Annotated in this window: 17 protein-coding genes; 4 read left to right on the top strand and 13 right to left on the bottom strand. The window is 63.4% G+C overall.

All coding sequences use genetic code 11. The features are described 5' to 3' along the window. Positions 1–17 precede the first annotated feature (17 nt). The 7 genes from AB3X94_RS30235 to AB3X94_RS30205 all read right to left on the bottom strand — a co-directional run bounded on the left by AB3X94_RS30235 (position 18) and on the right by AB3X94_RS30205 (position 8,066). The gene (locus tag AB3X94_RS30235; protein ID WP_368613501.1) at positions 18–1,691 is read right to left on the bottom strand and encodes an ABC transporter substrate-binding protein; all 1,674 of its coding nucleotides are present in this window, start codon (positions 1,689–1,691) and stop codon (positions 18–20) included. A gap of 288 nt (positions 1,692–1,979) precedes the next feature. Then, positions 1,980–3,023 carry a HoxN/HupN/NixA family nickel/cobalt transporter gene (locus AB3X94_RS30230; RefSeq protein ID WP_368613500.1) on the bottom strand — a complete coding sequence of 348 codons (1,044 nt, stop codon included), beginning with the start codon at positions 3,021–3,023 and terminating at the stop codon, positions 1,980–1,982. 50 nt (positions 3,024–3,073) lie between these two features. Continuing rightward, positions 3,074–3,601 carry a cupin domain-containing protein gene (locus tag AB3X94_RS30225; RefSeq protein WP_368613499.1) on the bottom strand — a complete coding sequence of 176 codons (528 nt, stop codon included), beginning with the start codon at positions 3,599–3,601 and terminating at the stop codon, positions 3,074–3,076. 159 nt (positions 3,602–3,760) lie between these two features. Then, on the bottom strand, positions 3,761–5,869 hold the full coding sequence (fusA, locus tag AB3X94_RS30220; RefSeq protein WP_176105233.1) for an elongation factor G: 2,109 nt from the start codon (positions 5,867–5,869) through the stop codon (positions 3,761–3,763). A 334-nt stretch (positions 5,870–6,203) separates the two neighbouring features. Further along, the gene (locus tag AB3X94_RS30215) at positions 6,204–6,719 is read right to left on the bottom strand and encodes a DUF192 domain-containing protein (protein WP_176105234.1); all 516 of its coding nucleotides are present in this window, start codon (positions 6,717–6,719) and stop codon (positions 6,204–6,206) included. A gap of 144 nt (positions 6,720–6,863) precedes the next feature. Beyond that, complete coding sequence (locus AB3X94_RS30210; RefSeq protein WP_121315523.1) at positions 6,864–7,055, bottom strand: hypothetical protein; 192 nt, start codon at positions 7,053–7,055, stop codon at positions 6,864–6,866. A gap of 441 nt (positions 7,056–7,496) precedes the next feature. Then, positions 7,497–8,066, bottom strand: coding sequence for a pseudouridine synthase (locus tag AB3X94_RS30205; RefSeq protein ID WP_176105235.1), 570 nt, complete (start codon positions 8,064–8,066; stop codon positions 7,497–7,499). 261 nt (positions 8,067–8,327) lie between these two features. Between AB3X94_RS30205 and icd the strand changes: the two genes are divergently transcribed. Continuing rightward, on the top strand, positions 8,328–9,584 hold the full coding sequence (gene icd, locus AB3X94_RS30200) for an NADP-dependent isocitrate dehydrogenase (RefSeq protein ID WP_176105236.1): 1,257 nt from the start codon (positions 8,328–8,330) through the stop codon (positions 9,582–9,584). Then, positions 9,545–9,757: a hypothetical protein gene (locus AB3X94_RS30195; RefSeq protein WP_368613556.1), complete on the top strand. Its 213-nt coding sequence runs from the start codon at positions 9,545–9,547 to the stop codon at positions 9,755–9,757. Before icd ends, AB3X94_RS30195 begins: the two co-directional genes overlap by 40 nt. Positions 9,758–9,777: 20 nt before the next feature. Here the strand turns inward: AB3X94_RS30195 and cspD are convergent, their stop codons facing one another. Further along, positions 9,778–9,984 carry a cold shock domain-containing protein CspD gene (gene cspD / locus AB3X94_RS30190; RefSeq protein ID WP_176105238.1) on the bottom strand — a complete coding sequence of 69 codons (207 nt, stop codon included), beginning with the start codon at positions 9,982–9,984 and terminating at the stop codon, positions 9,778–9,780. Between the two features lie 557 nt (positions 9,985–10,541). Here cspD and clpS point away from each other — a divergent pair. Together clpS and clpA are read left to right on the top strand one after the other, a co-directional pair. Further along, positions 10,542–10,856 carry an ATP-dependent Clp protease adapter ClpS gene (clpS, locus tag AB3X94_RS30185; RefSeq protein ID WP_008919570.1) on the top strand — a complete coding sequence of 105 codons (315 nt, stop codon included), beginning with the start codon at positions 10,542–10,544 and terminating at the stop codon, positions 10,854–10,856. Then, the gene (clpA, locus tag AB3X94_RS30180) at positions 10,853–13,150 is read left to right on the top strand and encodes an ATP-dependent Clp protease ATP-binding subunit ClpA (protein WP_176105239.1); all 2,298 of its coding nucleotides are present in this window, start codon (positions 10,853–10,855) and stop codon (positions 13,148–13,150) included. The genes clpS and clpA overlap by 4 nt, the downstream gene beginning before the upstream one ends. Before the next feature lie 143 nt (positions 13,151–13,293). Here clpA and dut read toward each other — a convergent pair whose 3' ends face one another. The 5 genes from dut to ileS form a co-directional block, all read right to left on the bottom strand. Further along, positions 13,294–13,740 carry a dUTP diphosphatase gene (gene dut / locus AB3X94_RS30175; protein WP_176105240.1) on the bottom strand — a complete coding sequence of 149 codons (447 nt, stop codon included), beginning with the start codon at positions 13,738–13,740 and terminating at the stop codon, positions 13,294–13,296. Positions 13,741–13,805: 65 nt separating this feature from the next. Next, the gene (locus tag AB3X94_RS30170; RefSeq protein WP_368613498.1) at positions 13,806–14,822 is read right to left on the bottom strand and encodes an LLM class flavin-dependent oxidoreductase; all 1,017 of its coding nucleotides are present in this window, start codon (positions 14,820–14,822) and stop codon (positions 13,806–13,808) included. Positions 14,823–14,903: 81 nt separating this feature from the next. Next, entirely contained in the window at positions 14,904–16,121 is a 1,218-nt protein-coding gene (coaBC, locus tag AB3X94_RS30165; protein WP_368613497.1) for a bifunctional phosphopantothenoylcysteine decarboxylase/phosphopantothenate--cysteine ligase CoaBC, read from the bottom strand. 127 nt (positions 16,122–16,248) lie between these two features. Then, positions 16,249–16,755, bottom strand: coding sequence for a signal peptidase II (gene lspA, locus AB3X94_RS30160; RefSeq protein ID WP_013090301.1), 507 nt, complete (start codon positions 16,753–16,755; stop codon positions 16,249–16,251). Next, on the bottom strand, positions 16,755–19,592 hold the full coding sequence (gene ileS, locus AB3X94_RS30155; protein ID WP_176105243.1) for an isoleucine--tRNA ligase: 2,838 nt from the start codon (positions 19,590–19,592) through the stop codon (positions 16,755–16,757). The genes lspA and ileS overlap by 1 nt, the downstream gene beginning before the upstream one ends. Positions 19,593–19,755: the final 163 nt, after the last annotated feature.

Raw genomic sequence — 19,755 nt, 5'->3', positions numbered from 1 at the left:
GTTGAGCAGCGCGGTACTTACGCGCTCAGCGTCGCGCGATCGAAATACAGCTGCGCGAGCGCGGTGAAGCGCACGCCGTTCACGCCCTTGCGCATCGCGATCAGCTGATCGTAGAAGAACGGGATGATCAGCGGCGTTTCGTCGAGCAGCAGCGTCTGGATCTGTCCGGAGAGTTTCTTCTGCGTGGCGAGGTCGATCGCCGCGACGAACTGCGCGACCAGTTGATCGTATTGCGGATTCTTGAAGTGCGCAGCATTCCACGTGCCGTTGCTCGTGAGCGTCGCGTTGAGGAACACGTTCGGCACGCCGCGATGACCGTAGTCGGTGATGCCGAGCGGCGAGTCGAGCCAGTCGGATTTGCCCGGCGTGCCCGCGCCGTAGTACAGCGACTGGCTCTCGACCTTCAGGTTGATGCGCACGCCGATCGCCTTCGCGGCGTTCTGCACGACGACCGCGAGGTCGGGGATCTCCATGTATTTTTCGGTGGTCAGCGTGACATCGAAACCGTTCGGCACGCCGGCTTGCGCGAGCAGCTGCTTCGCCTTCGCGACATCGATCTTGCGTTGCGGCACGCCTGCGTCCGACGACGGAAACACCGGCGCGAACGGGCTGTCGTTGCCGAGTTGCGCGCGACCCTTGAAGAGACCACGCACGAGCACGTCGCGATCGAGCGACAACGCGAGCGCCTGGCGCACGCGTTTGTCCTTGAAGAGCGGGCTGTCGTTGCGCATATGGATCTGCCGATGCGCGCTCGACTTCACGCCCACTGCCTTGTAGTCCGGATTGTTCAGAATGGCCGCGCCGCCCTGCACGGTGAAGGTGCCCATCACGTCGGCCTGGTGGCCTTGCAGCGCGAGCAGTTGCGCCTGTTCGTCCGCATAGAACGAAAACTGTACCCGTTGCGGTAACGCTTTGTCGCCCCAGTAGTCGGGATTGCGCACGAACGACGCGCCGACCTTCGGCTGATACTTTTCGAGTTTGAACGGGCCGGTGCCGATGAAGCTCTTTTCGTAGTTGCCCGCGAAGTTCGCGGGCAGGATCACCGCGTTGTAATTATCCGAGGAAACGTAGTAGGGGAAATTGCCGATCGGTGCGTCGAGATGAAACTCGACCGTGTGTTCGTCGACGACCTTCGCACCGCCTTTCGACAGCACGCCCTTCAATACCGACAACGCGGCCGAGCCGCTCGCGGGATCGGCGAGACGGTCGAAGGTGGCGACCACGTCTTTCGCGCCGAAGCTCTGGCCGTCGTGGAATTTCACGTTGGGGCGCAGCCTGAACGTCCACACGTCGCCCTTGTCGTTCGGCTTCCACGACAGCGCGAGCGCGGGTCTGAGCATCAGCTTCTCGCCGTCGTCGTCGATCAGGAATTCGCCGGTCTGGTTCAGCAGCGCGAGGCTCGCGGCGTCGGTGACCGTCAGTGGATCGACGGCGCCCGCCGGCGTCAGATGCGCGACGCGGATCGTCTGGTTCGACGGGGCCGGCGCACCTTGCGCCCTCGCTCGCGGCGCGCCGAGCAAGCCGCCGCCCGCGACCGAAAGACCGATCACGCTCGCGTAGCGCAGCAGTTCGCGGCGCGTGATGCGGCCGGCGAGGAATTCGTCGAGGGCGTGGTTGCCGTAGGCGTCGGCGGTGAGGCGGGCTGTGTTTAGTGCGTCAGATGCGAGAAGGCGGTCCGCTGGCGTTTTCATCGATGGCGTGTCCAGTCCGTTCTGTTGCCGGTTCCGAAGCGTCGCGCGAGCGGCGCGACAGCGCGAGAAAAGCCGTCTCAGTGTAAGCGATTGCTCGCGGCTCTGGCGCGCCGGCGGCGCACCGCGCCAGCCGATCGGGCGATAAACGGCGCGCGGTGTGTCGTCGTCGCAACGCTTGCGCGATGCATGCTTGCGAGCGGTGCGCGCCGTAGCGGACAGAATGACGGCATCGCGCCGGAATCCTTACCGATCGCCTCGCATGGGTCGAGTGAGTTATACCGGAACGAGTCATTTGGGCGCCGCGCTTGTTGCCGCGCCTGTCGCCGCGGTTGGCCGTCTCCAGCGATGAAACAGGACCGAGCCGATCCAGCACGCCATGAAGGCCGCGACGATCGCATAGCCGAGCGCGCCAAAGTGATCGTTGATGCGGGCGATCGCATCCAACATGCCGCCGCTCCAGCCGAAGCGGTCCGACAGTAGTCCCAACGCCTCGATGCCGCCGATCACGATCGCGACCACCGCCGACACGAACGTGATGCTCGCGTTGTAGTACAGCTTGCGCTTCGGGTCATCCATCGCCCAGCCGTATGCGTGCACCATCAGCACGTTATCGGTCGAATCGACGAGCGTCATGCCGGCCGTGAAGAGCCCGGGGAACACGAGGATCGAGTAGAGCGGCAGACCGGTGCTCGCCTGCGACGCGGCGATCGCGAGCAGGCCGATCTCGGTCGCGGTATCGAAGCCGAGCCCGAACAGCACGCCGACCGGGTACATGTGCCAGCTTTTGGTCACCAGCCGGAACAGCGGCCGTAACGCACGCGACAGCAGCCCGGCTGGGGCGAGCGAATCGGTTGGCGCGGTCGCCACGGCGCCATCGTGTTGCGCGTGCCGGTAGCGACGCCACACATCGCGCAGGATCACGAGATTGACCGCCGCGAGCACCAGCAGGAACGTCGCCGAAACCAGCGTGCCGAGCGTGCCGCCGAGTTCCTTGAGGCTCTCGAAGCGCCCGTGCAGCGAATGCGTGGTCCACGCGATGCCGATCGTCGCCGCGATCACGATGGTCGAGTGTCCGAGCGAAAACGCGAGCCCGATGCCGAGCGGCCGCTTGCCCGTTTGCATCAGCTTGCGCGTGACCGCGTCGATCGCCGCGATGTGGTCGGCGTCGACCGCATGACGCAGACCGAAGCCATACGCGAGCAGCGCGGTGCCGAGCAGCAGCGGGAAGTGGCGAAACGCGATCAGCGCCCACAGCCAGGTGCCGAGGTTGGCGGCGATCAGCGCCGCGTAGAGCGTGACGAGGCGACGGCGCAGCGAAGCGGTAGGCGTCATGTGGCGCGGGCGGATCAGTCAGCAGGTGAATGAGCAGGCAAATGAGCGACTCAGTGATCGTGCGGATGCTTGTGGATCGGATCGACCCAGTAGACCGTTTCCGGCTGCTCGACAGCATCGATGTTCAGATTGACGACGACCGCTTCGTTGTCGCTGCGTACGAGCACGCATTCGAGCGGCTCGTCGGTGCTCGCGTTGATCTCCTGATGCGGCACGTAGGGCGGCACGAAGATGAAGTCGCCAGGACCGGCCTCGGCGGTGAACTCCAGATGCTCGCCCCAGCGCATGCGCGCCTGGCCGCGCACCACGTAGATCACGCTTTCGAGCGCGCCGTGATGATGCGCGCCGGTCTTCGCGTTCGGATGGATCGTCACGGTGCCGGCCCAGATCTTTTGCGCGCCGACGCGCGCCGCGTTGATCGCAGCCGCGCGGTTCATGCCCGGCGTTTGCGCGGTGTTGGTATCGAGCTGATCGCCGCGGATGACCTTCACGCCGTGCTCGCGCCAGTCGATCTGCCCGCCGGTTTCGGCGGTCTCGTGCTCGGTCCGGTAATGCGGATGTTCGTGATCCTGGCTCATCGTGTCCCCTCCTTGGCTTGCGTGCCGCGTACCTGTTCGACATTCTGGCACGTTCAAAAAACGGCTGCGTGGCGTGATGATGGCAAGGGCGCCACGAAAAAAAGCCCGCTCACAAGGAGCGGGCTTCGACTCAAGACACTCGGCGGTGCCGCGTCAGCGTCATTGCTTCTTCGCGTTGATCACGGCCTCGGCGACGTTGCTCGGCGTTTCGGCGTAATGCTTGAACTCCATCGTATAAGTCGCGCGGCCCTGAGTGGCCGAGCGCAGCGACGTCGAGTAGCCGAACATCTCGGCGAGCGGCACCTCCGCACGCACCAGCTTGCCGCCGCCGCCCGCGATGTCTTCCATGCCTTGCACCATGCCGCGCCGGCTCGACAGGTCGCCCATCACGTTGCCCATGAAGTCCTCGGGCGTTTCCACCTCGACGGCCATCATCGGTTCGAGCAGTATGGGCTTCGCCTTGCGCATCGCTTCCTTGAAGGCCATCGAGCCAGCCATGCGGAACGCGTTTTCGTTCGAGTCGACGTCGTGGTACGAACCGAAGGTCAGCGTGACCTTCACGTCGACGACCGGATAGCCCGCCAGCACGCCGGCTTTCAGCGTCTCCTGGATGCCCTTGTCGACCGCCGGGATGAATTCGCGTGGGATCACGCCGCCCTTGATCGCGTCGACGAACTCGTAGCCTTTGCCCTGTTCGGAAGGTTCGAGCGCGATCACCGCGTGGCCGTACTGGCCGCGGCCGCCCGACTGCTTGACGAACTTGCCTTCGACGTCCTCTACCTTGTTGCGCACCGTTTCGCGATAGGCGACCTGCGGCTTGCCGACAGTTGCTTCGACGCCGAACTCGCGCTTCATCCGGTCGACCAGAATTTCCAGGTGCAGCTCGCCCATGCCGGAGATGATCGTCTGTCCGGATTCCTCATCGGTCTGCACGCGGAACGATGGATCTTCCTGCGCGAGACGATTCAGCGCGATGCCCATCTTCTCCTGATCGGCCTTGGTCTTCGGCTCGACGGCCTGCGAGATCACCGGGTCCGGGAAGATCATCCTTTCGAGGATGATCACATGATTAGGATCGCACAGCGTGTCGCCGGTAGTCGCTTCCTTCAGGCCGACGGCCGCGGCGATGTCGCCCGCGTAGACCTCCTTGATTTCCTTGCGCTCGTTCGCATGCATCTGCAGGATGCGGCCGAGGCGCTCCTTCTTTTCCTTGGCCGCGTTGTAGACCGTGTCGCCCGAATTGACGACGCCCGAGTACACGCGGAAGAAGATCAACTGGCCGACGAACGGGTCGGTCATGATCTTGAAGGCGAGCGCCGAGAACGGATCGTCGTCGTTCGGATGACGCTCGATCTCCTTGTCGTGCTCGTCGTGACCGGTGATCGCGGGCACGTCGACCGGCGACGGCAGATAGTCGATCACCGCGTCGAGCATCGCCTGCACGCCCTTGTTCTTGAACGCGCTGCCGCACAGCATCGGCACGATCTCGTTGGCGATCGTGCGCGCGCGAATGCCCTGCTTGATTTCTTCTTCGCTGAGGTGATGCTCGCCGCCCAGGTACTTTTCGAGCAGCGTCTCGTTCGCCTCGGCCGCGGCCTCGACCATCTTGTCGTGCCATTCCTTCGCCGTTGCGGCGAGTTCAGCCGGAATGTCGCGATACTCGAACTTGATGCCCTGGCTCGCGTCGTCCCAGTAGATCGCCTTCATCTTGACGAGGTCGACCACGCCCTGGAAGTGCTCTTCCGCGCCGATTGGAATCTGGATCGGCACGGCGACGCCCTTCAGGCGTTCGCCGATCTGCCGCTGCACGCGGAAGAAGTCCGCGCCGACGCGGTCCATCTTGTTGACGAACGCGATGCGCGGCACCTTGTACTTGTTTGCCTGGCGCCACACGGTTTCCGATTGCGGCTGCACGCCGCCGACCGAGTCGTACACCATGCACGCGCCGTCGAGCACGCGCATCGAGCGCTCGACTTCGATCGTGAAGTCGACGTGCCCGGGGGTGTCGATGATGTTGATCCGATGCTCGGGGTAGTTGCCGGCCATGCCTTTCCAGAACGCGGTCGTGGCCGCCGACGTGATCGTGATGCCGCGCTCCTGCTCCTGTTCCATCCAGTCCATCGTCGCCGCACCGTCGTGAACCTCGCCGATCTTGTGGGTCACGCCGGTGTAGAACAGGATCCGTTCGGTGGTGGTGGTTTTGCCGGCATCGATGTGAGCGCTGATGCCGATATTCCGGTAGCGCTCGATTGGAGTCTTGCGGGGCACGTGAATCTCCTTGTAATGGCGCGCCTGAAACGCATGCCGGGCGACCGCGTAAGCCGCCCGGGGAGTCTGGGTGGTGCTTTATGTGGCGTTACCAAATCGAGATTACAAGGATAGCGCTTCGATGGGTCTTTTGCATGAATCCTGCCAGCCGGCGCGAAGGCTGGCCGCGCGGGGCTGTGCGGGCGGAAAAAAAACCGGGGCCTCGGGTTGAGGCGCCGGGTTTTTGCGGGAAAGCAGGGCGGGACGGCCGGGCTGGCCAGTGGCAGTTTACGGAGACGCTCGGGTGGCCATCTGCGGGGCGCCGCGCAGGGGCGCAGCCCGGCTGTGAGGTGCTCTACTGCGTGATACCCGGCACCGGCGGCAAGCCCTGGATCTGCATGCCCGGCTTGATGCCCTTCGCCGTGAACCAGCCCTTGGGCATTTCCAGCGCGAACACGCCGTTGTGCGTCGGGCAGTGGTTGTTGGTGGTCTCGGCCTGCATCTCGTCGATGTCGGTGATCGTGCCGTCGGCGCGTATGAACGCGATCGACAGCGGAATCAGCGTGTTCTTCATCCAGAAGCAGTGGCCCGCGTTCTCGTTGAACACGAACAGCATGCCTTCGTTCGGCCCGAGCTTCGTGCGATACATCAAGCCCTGTTCGCGATCCGCGTCATTGGCGGCGACGGCCGCGTCGATCACGAACATACCAGCGGTCAGCTTGACCCGCGGAAACTCGCCCGGCTGCTTGGCGCCCGGCGGCATCTGCTGCGCCAGGGCGGGAGCCGTGGTAGCGGCGAACGACAGCGCCGCGAGCGGCAGTGCAACGGCAACGGCGAAACGCGCCACCGACGAGCGGATGGAAAATCGCACGACAAGACTCCTTGCTGAAATCGACCCGCGCATGTTACGCGAGCGTGTCAAAAACAAAAAGGCAGATCGCCTTGCGGTGATCTGCCTTACAACGCCGTAAGAACGGCAATGAAGCTAGTTCTTTACTGCGTTTTTACAAGCAACTTACTCCGAAGCTGCCGAAGCTGCAGCAGCTGCTGCTGCCTTCTTGTGCGACTTCTTGTGAGCGTGCTTGGTGGTCTTCTTTGCCGACGAGGCTGCTGCCGGAGCTGCCGAAGCTGCTTCCGGTGCCGATGCTTGTGCGAATGCTGCCGTTGCGAAGAGGCCAGCGACCAGAGCGGCGATCAGTTTGTTCATTTTGTGAATCCTCAGCTTGAGTTAATTAACCAAATGACCCGGCAAATGTAGAGTCATGTCGGTAAACGTGCCATCCACCTTTCGGTTGACAGCCGCATCGAACAAAATTTTTCGACGCGTCTGCTAGCGTTCGGACTTTCGTACTCGCCGCGCAAAAACGGCTTATGCAAAGGTCTTTAAGGCTGAATGCCGGATAGCTTCGGCGGCATCTGCGTCGAATAACGCGTGGACTTGTACGGCGGTTGACGTGAATTGCGCGGAAATTTTTGTCGTCATCACACGCGATCGAACTGCATCACGCAGGCTCGCGCGAGCTCATTTGTTTCACGCATTTCGGGCTTGCGTTTCACGCATTGTTTTGTGTGCTGCTACAACGAGTTAGCGTTGATTGTCACGGCCGTGAAACGTGTTTCCAGTGATCACGTGCAGCCTGATTCGCGTTCAGGCGACGCCATCCCACGGCGCGTTCGCTCGCAACTCGACGCTCTCACCCGGTTGTAGTCCGAGTGAAAAAATGTCAAGCGCACCGATGCCGACGCGCACGAGACGCAGCGTCGGAAAACCGACCGCGGCCGTCATGCGACGCACCTGACGGTTCTTGCCTTCTGTGATCGACAGTTCGATCCACGTGGTCGGGATCGCAGCGCGATAGCGGATCGGCGGCGTGCGCGTCCATAGCGAGCCAGACGGTTCGACATAGCTCGCCTGACATGGGCGTGTCACGTAGTCACCGAGATCGACGCCGCGTGCGAGCTGTTTCAACGCGGCGTCGTCGACCGCGCCTTCGACTTGCGCCCAATAGCGTTTGACGAGCTTGTGACGCGGCTCCGCGATGCGCGCCTGCAGCGCGCCGTCGTCGGTGAGCAGCAGCAGGCCTTCGCTATCCGAGTCGAGGCGGCCGGCCGGATAGACACCGGGTACCTTGACCCAGTCTGCAAGCGACGCGCGCGTCTCATGTGGCGAAAATTGACAGATGGTGCCGAACGGCTTGTTGAGGGCGAGAAGGCGCATAGGAGAGCGAGACGGCAGAGCGGTACGGCGCGATGATAATGCATAAATCGGCAGGCAGATTCTTGTATCTTATAGAGGAGCGTGGCGCGGTCGAGGGGTCGTCGATGTTGGAAAGCACGGAGCCCGCGGCGGCCGCGTCGTGCCTGGGGCGTGGGCTAGAATAGCGGCCAGGCCGCTCGCGGCGGTTCGGCATTGCGTGGCGAGCGTATCTCTTTCGCAGTCTCCCATCAGCTTTTGCACGGCTTTCACTGGAGTCCGATCATGCCGTATCAGCACATCAAGGTTCCGGCAGGTGGCGATAAGATCACCGTCAACGCCGACTTCTCGCTCAACGTTTCCGACGAACCGATCATCCCGTACATCGAAGGCGACGGCACCGGTCTGGACATCACGCCGGTCATGCTCAAGGTCGTCGATGCGGCGGTCGAAAAGGCGTACGGCGGCAAGAAGAAAATCCACTGGATGGAAATCTACGCGGGTGAGAAGGCGACCCGGGTGTACGGCCCGGACGTATGGCTGCCGGACGAAACGTTGCAGGCGGTCAAGGAATACATCGTATCGATCAAGGGGCCGCTCACCACGCCGGTCGGCGGCGGCATCCGCTCGCTGAACGTCGCGTTGCGCCAGGAACTGGACCTCTACGTGTGCCTGCGTCCGGTGCAGTATTTCAAGGGCGTGCCGTCGCCGGTGCGTGAGCCCGAGAAGACCAACATGGTGATCTTCCGCGAGAACTCGGAAGACATTTACGCGGGCATCGAATGGCCGGCCGAATCCGAACAGGCGAAGAAGATCATCAGGTTCCTGCGCGAAGAAATGGGCGTGAAGAAGATCCGCTTCCCGGATTCGTCGGGCATCGGCATCAAGCCGGTGTCGCGCGAAGGGACCGAACGTCTGGTGCGCAAGGCGATCCAGTATGCGATCGACAATGAACGCCGCTCGGTGACGCTGGTGCACAAGGGCAACATCATGAAGTACACCGAAGGCGCGTTTCGCGACTACGGCTACGCGCTCGCGCAGAAAGAGTTCAACGCGGAACTGATGGACGGCGGTCCGTGGATGAAAGTCAGGAATCCGAAGACCGGCGGCGACGTCGTCGTGAAGGACGTGATCGCCGACGCGTTCCTGCAGCAGATCCTGCTGCGCCCGGCCGAATACGACGTGATCGCCACGCTGAACCTGAACGGCGACTACATCTCCGACGCGCTCGCCGCGCAGGTTGGCGGCATCGGTATCGCGCCGGGCGCGAATATGTCGGATTCGGTTGCGATGTTCGAGGCGACTCATGGCACGGCGCCGAAATACGCGGGCAAGGACTACGTGAATCCCGGCTCGGAAATCCTGTCGGCGGAAATGATGCTGCGCCACCTGGGCTGGTTCGAGGCGGCGGATCTGATAATCAGATCGATGGAAAAATCGATCCTGCAAAAGCGCGTGACTTACGATTTTGCCCGTCTGATGGAAGGCGCGACCCAGGTGTCGTGTTCCGCATTTGGGCAAGTGATGATCGAAAATATGTAATTGATGCGCCGGGATTATCCAGTTTGCATAAAAACCCCGGCGCCAGCAAACGGCCGGGGTATTTTTATACCCGGGATTTTCGCGCGATTTTCCGGCGGGAAAATCCGCTGCAACAGAAAGCCACCGCAAAAAAGAAACCCGGCAAGAAGCCGGGTTTCAAAAAGGACGGGTAACGAACCGCCGCAGAGCCGCCTCAGGCAGGAGTCTGAATGTTCGATGCCTGTTTGCCTTTCGGGCCTTGCACGACCTCGAAGGTGACCTTCTGACCTTCCTTCAGGGTTTTGAACCCATTCATCTGGATGGCCGAGAAGTGTGCAAACAGATCCTCACCGCCCTCATCAGGCGTGATGAATCCGAAACCTTTGGCGTCGTTAAACCATTTGACCGTACCAGTTGCCATTTCCAACTTCCCCTGTAACTCATGTCACTACCACGAGCCCTCGAAAAGCCACGACTGCGCGAGGCAGTCGTCCCCTCCTCACAAGCTCACCATCGGCATTTTTTCGAAATTATGGCTTAGTGAAAAAAGTGCCAGCTTGATTGTTGGGGCTCTTTATTCGAGTGTCAAGAAAATTTTGAGACGTCGTTGTCGCGTTGCAAACAGGCCGCTTTCCAGGGTTTTTACCGCTTCCGTATGTGCGGTGGCGCAAGCGGCGTGGCTTGAAAAGTCGCATAATCGACTCACATGCTGACTGTGCCCGCGGCGCCGACGCCCAGCGCTGCGAGCGCTCGCAGCCAGTACCGGCAGGTTGTGCGATACTCGATCCGACCGCGGTGCAGCACGCACCGTGCATGACAGGATGGGGGCCGGCACCGCAATCGGCCCGTCGATAACGCGAGAGGCCGCGCCGATCATGACAGCGTCGTGACAGCCGGGCGGCAGCGAACGGGCTCATCGGCCGGGCGGCCGGGTTTTGACAGGATTGCGGGCCTGTCCTAGTTGTTTAGAATGGGTGTATGGCGATTATCCCGGACAAGCAGGACGGCACCGTACTGGAACGGCAGGAGCAGAAACTCAAGCCGCCGTCCATGTACAAGGTGGTGCTGCTGAATGACGACTTCACGCCGATGGAATTTGTCGTGATGATCGTGCAGGAATATTTCAATAAGGATCGTGAAACCGCAACGCAGGTCATGTTGAAGGTGCATCGCGAGGGCAGGGGAGTTTGTGGGGTCTATACGCGGGACATCGCGTCGACCAAAGTCGAGCAAGTCGTTACCCACGCACGGCAGGCCGGGCATCCGCTGCAGTGTGTGATGGAGGAAGCATGATTGCCCAGGAACTGGAAGTCAGCCTGCATATGGCGTTCATGGAAGCGCGCCAGGCACGGCACGAGTTCATAACGGTCGAACATCTTTTGCTCGCGCTGTTGGATAACCCGACGGCGGCAGAGGTACTGCGCGCATGCGCGGCCAATATCGAGGATCTGCGTCAGAACCTGCGCAACTTCATTCATGACAACACGCCGACCGTGCCGGGCACGGACGACGTCGACACGCAGCCCACGCTCGGTTTCCAGCGTGTGATCCAGCGCGCGATCATGCATGTGCAGTCCACCTCGAACGGCAAGAAGGAAGTGACCGGCGCGAACGTGCTGGTCGCGATCTTCGGCGAGAAGGATTCGCACGCGGTGTACTACCTGCAGCAGCAGGGCGTCACGCGTCTGGACGTGGTCAATTTCATCTCGCACGGCATCGCCAAGACGAGCAGTTCGGACGCCGCGAAAGCGAGCGACGCGAATGCCGAGTCCGACGAAGCCGCCGCGCAGAAGGAAACGCCGCTCGCCCAGTTCACGCAGAACCTGAACCAGATGGCGAAGGACGGCCGCATCGATCCGCTGATCGGGCGCGAGTCGGAAGTCGAGCGCGTGGTGCAGGTGCTGTGCCGCCGGCGCAAGAACAATCCGCTGCTGGTCGGCGAAGCCGGTGTCGGCAAGACCGCGATCGCCGAAGGGCTCGCATGGCGCATCACGCGCGGCGAAGTGCCGGATATCCTCGCGGATGCCCAGGTGTATTCGCTCGACATGGGCGCGTTGCTCGCTGGCACCAAGTACCGCGGCGACTTCGAGCAGCGTCTGAAGACGGTGCTGAAGGAACTGAAGGAGCGTCCGCACGCCATTCTGTTCATCGACGAAATCCATACGCTGATCGGCGCGGGCGCCGCGTCCGGCGGCACGCTGGATGCGTCGAACCTGCTGAAGCCGGCGCTCTCGTCGGGCACGCTGAAGTGCATCGGCGCGACCACCTTCACCGAATATCGCGGCATCTTCGAAAAGGACGCGGCGCTGTCGCGTCGTTTCCAGAAGGTCGACGTGACCGAGCCGACCGTCGAGCAGACGGTGGCGATCCTGCGCGGGCTGAAGTCGCGTTTCGAGGAGCACCACGGCGTCAAGTATTCGTCGGGTGCGCTGTCGGCGGCGGCTGAGCTGTCGGCGCGCTTCATCACCGATCGTCATTTGCCGGATAAGGCGATCGACGTGATCGACGAAGCGGGCGCGGCGCAGCGCATTCTGCCGAAGTCGAAGCAGAAGAAGACCATCGGCAAGAACGAGATCGAGGAAATCATCTCGAAGATCGCGCGCGTGCCGGCGCAAAGCGTGTCGCAAGACGATCGCAGCAAGCTGCAGACGCTCGACCGCGACCTGAAGAGCGTCGTGTTCGGCCAGGACCCGGCCATCGACGCGCTGTCGGCGGCGATCAAGATGGCGCGAGCGGGCCTCGGCAAGCTCGACAAGCCGATCGGCGCGTTCCTGTTCTCCGGTCCGACCGGTGTCGGCAAGACCGAGGTCGCGAAGCAGCTCGCGTTCACGCTCGGCATCGAGCTGATCCGCTTCGACATGTCGGAGTACATGGAGCGTCACGCGGTGAGCCGGCTGATCGGCGCGCCGCCGGGCTACGTCGGTTTCGACCAGGGTGGCCTGCTGACCGAGGCGATCACGAAGAAGCCGCACTGCGTGCTGCTGCTCGACGAAATCGAGAAGGCACATCCGGACATCTTCAACGTGCTGCTGCAGGTGATGGACCACGGCACGCTGACGGACAACAACGGCCGCAAGGCGGACTTCCGCAACGTCATCATCATCATGACGACGAACGCGGGCGCCGAGGCGATGGGCAAGGCAGTGATCGGCTTCACGAATCGCCGCGAGGCGGGCGACGAGATGGTCGACATCAAGCGCATGTTCACGCCGGAGTTCCGCAACCGTCTGGACGCGACGATCAGCTTCCGTGCGCTCGATGAGGAAATCATCATGCGCGTGGTCGACAAGTTCCTGATGCAGCTGGAAGATCAGTTGCACGAGAAGAAGGTCGATGCGCTGTTCACCGATGCGCTGCGCAAGCATCTGGCGAAGCACGGTTTCGATCCGTTGATGGGCGCGCGGCCAATGCAGCGCCTGATCCAGGACACGATCCGTCGCGCGCTCGCCGACGAGCTGCTGTTCGGCAAGCTGATGAACGGCGGCCGCGTGACGGTCGACGTCGATGCGGACGACAAGGTGCAGTTGACCTTCGACGAGCATCCGGCGCCGCGTAATCCGAATCCTGAGGCGGTGGAAGTCGAGTGATGTCAGTCAGGCCGGCATTGAGTCAAGCTGGCCAGACGCCAAAAACAGAACGGCGCGGGTTTTATCCCGCGCCGTTTTTTATGCTCTGATCTTCTGCTCGCGGCGCGCGCTTAACGCCGCAGCCGCCGCGTCGCAGCAATCGATCAATGCTTGCCGGTGCTGCCAAACCCGCCCGCGCCGCGCACGCTTTCCTCGAAGTCATCGACGATGTTGAACCTGGCCTGCACGACCGGGACGATCACCAGTTGCGCGAGGCGTTCCATCGGATTCAGCACGAACGTCGTTTCGCCGCGATTCCACGTCGAAATCATCAGTTGCCCCTGGTAGTCGGAATCGATCAGGCCGACCAGATTGCCTAACACGATCCCATGCTTATGGCCGAGACCCGAGCGCGGCAGAATCAGCGCCGCATAACCGGGGTCGCCGACGTGGATCGCGAGTCCGGTCGGCACCAGCGCAGTTTCGCCGGGTTTCAGCGTCAGCGGTTCGTCGAGGCAGGCGCGCAGATCGAGGCCGGCGCTACCGGTCGTCGCGTAAGCGGGGAGCTGTTCGCGCATGCGCTGATCGAGAATCTTCAGGTCGAGTTTCATTCAGGTTCGAGAGTGGGGGTGGGTTTGGTGGAGGGGCACACGGCTGACCGGCAAAACCTCTGCGATCAAGCCGCCTGGTTCGAGCCGAGCTGAAATGCGTCGGCGAGCAGTTCGTAGGAGCGCAAGCGCGCGCGATAGCTGCCCGCGACGGTCAGCACCATCAGCTCGTCGGCCTGGAACTGCTGCTGCAAATCCGTGAGCCGCTCGGTCACGCGCTCAGGCGTGCCGATGATGCTGCGCGGCTTTTCGCGGTCGATCACGAGCTGTTCGCGCTCGCCATATTCCTGCGCGATGCCTTGCTCGATCGACGGAATCGGTTCGTTCAGACCATACGCCATCTGCACGCGACGTAGATCGACGGCTTTTTCGAGGTCCGCGGCTTCCTGCTCGGTATCCGCGCAGATCACGAAGACCGCGGCCGCCAGATACGGCTGCGACGCCTCGTTACCAGGCTGGAAGCGTTCGCGATACGCCAGCGCGACTTGCTTGCCGAAATGCGCGTTGATGAAATGCGCGAACGAGAAGCGGATGCCGAGCTGCGCCGCGAGCAGACCGCCGAATTCGCTCGAGCCGAGCATCCACAGTTGCGGGCGCGTATCGATTTGCGGCTGCAGCAGCACACCCTGCGCGAAATGATCGTCGGGCAGCGCGCCGTGCATGAGGCCGAGCAGCTCGGCGACCTGCTGCGGAAAAATCTCGCCGCGATTGTAAGCGCCGGCCGCGACCGCCTGCGCGGTGCGCATGTCGCCGCCCGGCGCGCGTCCGACGCCGAGATCGACGCGGTTCGGAAATAGCGCCTCGAGCATCATGAACTGCTCGGCGACTTTGAACGGGCTGTAGTACGGCAGCATGATGCCGCCCGAGCCGATGCGAATGCGTTTGGTCACGCTGCCGAGGCGCGCCAGCATCACTTCAGGGCAGGGATTCGACACGCCGCGCAGGCCGTGGTGCTCGGCGCACCAGTAGCGCGTGTAGCCGAGGTCGTCGGCAAGCTGCGCGAGTTCGATGGTCGCGGCGATCGCGTCCGCCACCGAATGGCCGGCGATCACCGGTGTTTGATCGAGCACGGAGAGTAGCGTCATGGCAGTAGTGCTCCAGATGGTTCCTGTCGGCTAGCCGGGCAAAGGCAGCAGGGCCACACGGGCCCAATGCCGCTCGCTCGTTCAGCCAACCGGACTGATGCCGGCCGGCACACGCTTCGCGATTTCCGCGATCAGCGCGCGCGCCAGCGTCTGCTTGTCGGCGCGTGGCAGCTTCGTCGCGCGGCCTGCTTCGAACAGAATCACTTCATTGTCGTCGAGCCCGAACGTTTGCGGCCCCAGATTGCCGATCAGCAGCGGCACGTTCTTGCGCGCGCGCTTTTCCTCGCCGTGGACTTCGAGATTGTCGCTTTCGGCGGCGAAGCCGACCGCGAACGGCGGCTTCGGCAGCCGGGCGACCGCGGCCAGGATGTCCGGATTTTCGACGAATGAAAAGTTCGGCAGCGTGCGCTCGGCGGTCTTCTTGATCTTCTGATCGCTCACGTGGTCGACGCGCCAGTCGGCCACCGCCGCGACGCCGATAAAGATGTCCGCTTGGGCGACCGCGCGCATCACCGCGTCGTGCATCTGCTGCGCGGTCTGCACGTCCTCGCGCAATACGCCCCACGGCGTTTCCAGCGCGACTGGACCAGCGACCAGATGCACGTCGGCGCCGGCCTGCTGCGCGGCGCGCGCGAGCGCGAAGCCCATCTTGCCGCTCGAGCGATTGGTGATGCCGCGCACCGGGTCGAGCGGTTCGAAGGTCGGCCCGGCGGTCAGGAGCACACGCCGGCCGGACAGGATCTTCGGCGCGAAGAACGACGCGATCGCTTCGTAGGTCGCGGCCGCTTCGAGCATGCGGCCGTCGCCGATTTCGCCGCAAGCCTGCGGGCCCGAATCGGGGCCGAGCACGGCGATGCCGTCCGCGCGCAATTGCGCGACGTTGCGCTGCGTGGCCGGGTTTTGCCACATCTGCCGGTTCATCGCCGGCACGACGAGCAGCGGGCAGTCGCGCGCGATGCACAGAGTCGACAGCAGATCGTCGGCCATGCCGTGCGCGAGCTTGGCGAGGAAGTCGGTCGACGCCGGCGCGATCACGATCGCATCGGCTTCGCGCGACAGATCGATGTGCGCCATGTTGTTCGGCACGCGAGCGTCCCACTGGCTCGTGTAGACCGGCCGGCCCGACAGCGCCTGCATCGTGATGGGGGTGATGAACTGGGTGGCCGCATCGGTCATGACGACCTGCACGGTCGCGCCTGCCTTGGTCAGCAGACGCGTGAGTTCGGCGATCTTGTAGCAGGCGATGCCGCCCGTCATGCCGAGGACGAGATGTTTGCCTGCGAGTTCAGCGGTTGCCAACGAAAGCCTCCGACAAAGCGTGATCGCGAGGCGGCGCGAGGGCGTTGCCCGTCGCCGTCGCCGCACGTTTCAAACCGGACGTGAGGCGCGGCTCTCGCAACCGCGGCCGTGCCTCACGTCGGCGACGTTAGCGTGTGCCGCGTACCCGCCGCAACTCGTCGATCACGAGCAGGATCGCACCGATCGTGATCGCGCTGTCGGCGAGATTGAACGCCGGCCAGTGCCAGCCGCCCACGTGGAAGTCGAGGAAGTCGATCACGTGGCCGTACGCGAGCCGGTCGATCACATTGCCGAGCGCGCCGCCGAGAATCAGCGCGAGCGCCGTGCAGAACATTTTTTGCCCGCTATGCCGCTTGAGCAGGTAGCAGATCACGAGCGCCGCGACCACGCCGAGCGCGGTGAACGCCCAGCGCTGCCAGCCGCCCGCCATCGCCAGGAAGCTGAACGCGGCGCCGCGGTTGAACACGAGAATCAGGTTGAAGAACGGCGTAACTTCGTGCGGCACACCGTAGGCGAACACTTTGCGCACCGCGATTTTCGTCAGCTGGTCGAACAGGATCACGATCAGCGCGATGCCGAGCCAAGGTGCGAGCGAGCCGCTTGCGGTGGACGTTTTCGACATGGTTCTCGCCATTATGCCGCGCTCCTCGTTTCGCCACTGCCGAACAGATTGCTGAAGCAGCGGCCGCACAGCGACGGATGCTCGGGGTTCGCGCCGACGTCCGCGCGATAGTGCCAGCAGCGTTCGCACTTCAGGTACTTCGAGGCGATCACTTCGACACCTTCGTCCGCTTCGCTATCGACCTTGACGACGGTCGCCGCCGACGTGATCAGTACGAACTTCAGGTCGTCGCCGAGGCTCGCGAGCGCGTCGTAACGCGCGCCGCTCGCGCGGATTTCGACTTCCGCCTGCAGCGACGAGCCGATCAGGTTCGCGACCCGCGCCTCTTCGAGCGCCTTGGTCACGTCGCCGCGGACCGCGCGCAGCAGCGTCCACTTGTCGAGCAGCGCGCCCGCGTCCGGCACGGCCGGATACGCGTGGTAAGTCTCGGTGAAGATCGTTTCGCTGTCCGGCTGGAACACCTTCCACGCTTCTTCCGCGGTGAACGACAGGAACGGCGCCATCACGCGCAGCAGGCCGTGCGCGATGTGGTAGAGCGCGGTCTGCGCCGAGCGGCGCGCGACCGAATCCGCCGCGGTCGTGTACAGGCGGTCCTTCAGCACGTCGAGGTAGAAGCCGCCCAGGTCTTCCGAGCAGAACGTCTGCAGCTTGGCGACGACCGGGTGGAACTCGTACTTCTCGTAGTGCGCGAGGATGTCGTTCTGCAGATTCGCCGACAGCGCCACCGCGTAACGGTCGATTTCAAGCCAGTCTTCCACCGGACGCGCGTGCTGCGCGAAGTCGAAGTCCGACAGGTTCGCGAGCAGGAAGCGCAGCGTATTGCGGATACGGCGATAGCCTTCCGTCACGCGCTTCAGGATTTCCTCGGAGATCGCGAGTTCGCCCGAGTAGTCGGTCGACGCGATCCACAGGCGGATGATTTCCGCGCCGAGGCGGTTCGCCACTTCATGCGGATCGATGCCGTTGCCGAGCGACTTGCTCATCTTGCGGCCTTCGCCGTCGACGGTGAAGCCGTGGGTGAGCAGCGCGTTGTAGGGCGGGCGGCCATCAAGCATCGACGCGGTCAACAGCGACGAATGGAACCAGCCGCGATGCTGGTCCGAGCCTTCGAGGTACAGGTCGGCCGGGAACTGCAGCTCATCCTTGTGCGAGCCGCGCAGCACGTGCCAGTGCGTGGTGCCCGAGTCGAACCACACGTCGAGCGTGTCGCGGTTCTTTTCGTACAGGTTGGCGTCGTCGCCGATCAGCTCACGCGGATCGAGCGATTGCCATGCCTCGATACCTTCCTTCTCGACACGCTGCGCGACCTGTTCGAGCAACTCCAGCGTGCGCGGATGCAGCTCGCCGGTTTCCTTGTGCACGAAGAACGCCATCGGCACGCCCCATTGGCGCTGGCGCGACAGCGTCCAGTCCGGGCGGTTCGCGATCATGCTGAAGAGGCGCTGCTTGCCCCACGACGGATAGAACGCCGTGTTCTCGATGCCTTCGAGCGCGGTCTCGCGCAGCGTCTTGTCGCCGTCGTTCGGCTTCACGTCCATGCCGGCGAACCACTGCGAAGTGGCGCGGTAGATGATCGGCGTCTTGTGGCGCCAGCAGTGCATGTAGCTGTGCGTGTACTTTTCGGTGCGCAGCAGCGCGCCGGCGCCTTGCAGCGCCTCGACGATCTGCGGATTCGCCGCCCAGATCGACAGGCCGCCGAACAGTGCGAGCGATTCGATGTAGCGGCCGTCGCCCATCACCGGGTTGATGATGTCCGAGTCGGCCATGCCGTGCGACTTACACGACACGAAGTCTTCCACGCCGTACGCCGGCGACGAGTGCACGATGCCGGTGCCGGTTTCGGTCGTCACGTAGTCGCCGAGATAGACCGGCGCGGTGCGCTTGTAGCCCGGATGCGCGGACGCGAGCGGGTGGTTGAAGCGCAGGTTCACGAGCTTTTCGCCCGGCGTCGTCGCGATGACGTTTCCTTCGAGGCCGTACAGCTTCAGGCAGGCCTCGACGCGTTCCTCGGCGAGGATCAGCAGGCCGCGCGGCGTGTCGACGAGCGCGTAAACGATTTCCGGATGCAGGTTCAGCGCCTGGTTGGCGGGAATGGTCCACGGCGTGGTGGTCCAGATCACGATGCCGCCTTCGTTGCGCGGCAGCGCGGCAAGGCCGAACGCCTGCGCGGTCTTCTCCGGTTCGGCGAAGCTGAATAGCACGTCGATGGTCGGATCGGTCTTGTCCTTGTACTCGACTTCCGCTTCAGCGAGCGCCGAGCCGCAGTCGAAACACCAGTTGACCGGCTTCAGGCCGCGGAACACGTAGCCCTTTTCCATGATTTTCGCGAGCGCGCGGATTTCGCCGGCTTCGTTCGCGAAGTTCATCGTCTTGTACGGATTGTCCCAGTCGCCGAGCACGCCCAGGCGGCGGAAGCCGGCCTTCTGCTTCTCGATCTGCTCGGTCGCGTAGGCGCGCGCCTTCTGCATCACTTCGGCCGCCGGCAGCGACTTGCCGAACTGCTTTTCGATCTGGATTTCGATCGGCATGCCGTGGCAGTCCCAGCCCGGCACGTAGACCGCGTCGAAGCCCGCCAGATTGCGCGCCTTGACGATCATGTCCTTCAGGATCTTGTTCACCGCGTGGCCGAGGTGGATGTCGCCGTTCGCATACGGCGGCCCGTCGTGCAGGATGAACTTCGTGCGGCCCTTGGAGGCGGCGCGGATCTTGTCGTACACCTTGCGTTCCTGCCAGTCCTTGACCCATTGCGGCTCGCGCTTGGGCAGGTCGCCGCGCATCGGAAACGGCGTGTCGAGCAGGTTGACCGGGTAGCGGGACTGCGGTTTCGAATCGGCTTTCTTGTTGCTCATGATGTGGGTGGCGGTGAATTCGTTTCTATGCGTAGCGGCGCGCGGATTACGCGCTGCGCGAGGAGCGGGGCGCGCCCGGCGGGCGGCTCCGCGTGAAACCCGGATGCCCTTCGATGCGCGGCGACGGTTCGTGCGGCGCGGCGCGCCGGCCCGAACCGCGGCG

This window comes from Paraburkholderia sp. BR10923 (assembly GCF_040948765.1).
Taxonomy (GTDB): domain Bacteria; phylum Pseudomonadota; class Gammaproteobacteria; order Burkholderiales; family Burkholderiaceae; genus Paraburkholderia; species Paraburkholderia youngii.
The sequence above is the reverse complement of the archived record's forward strand: the minus strand, read 5'-3'. Positions and strand labels throughout refer to the sequence as shown.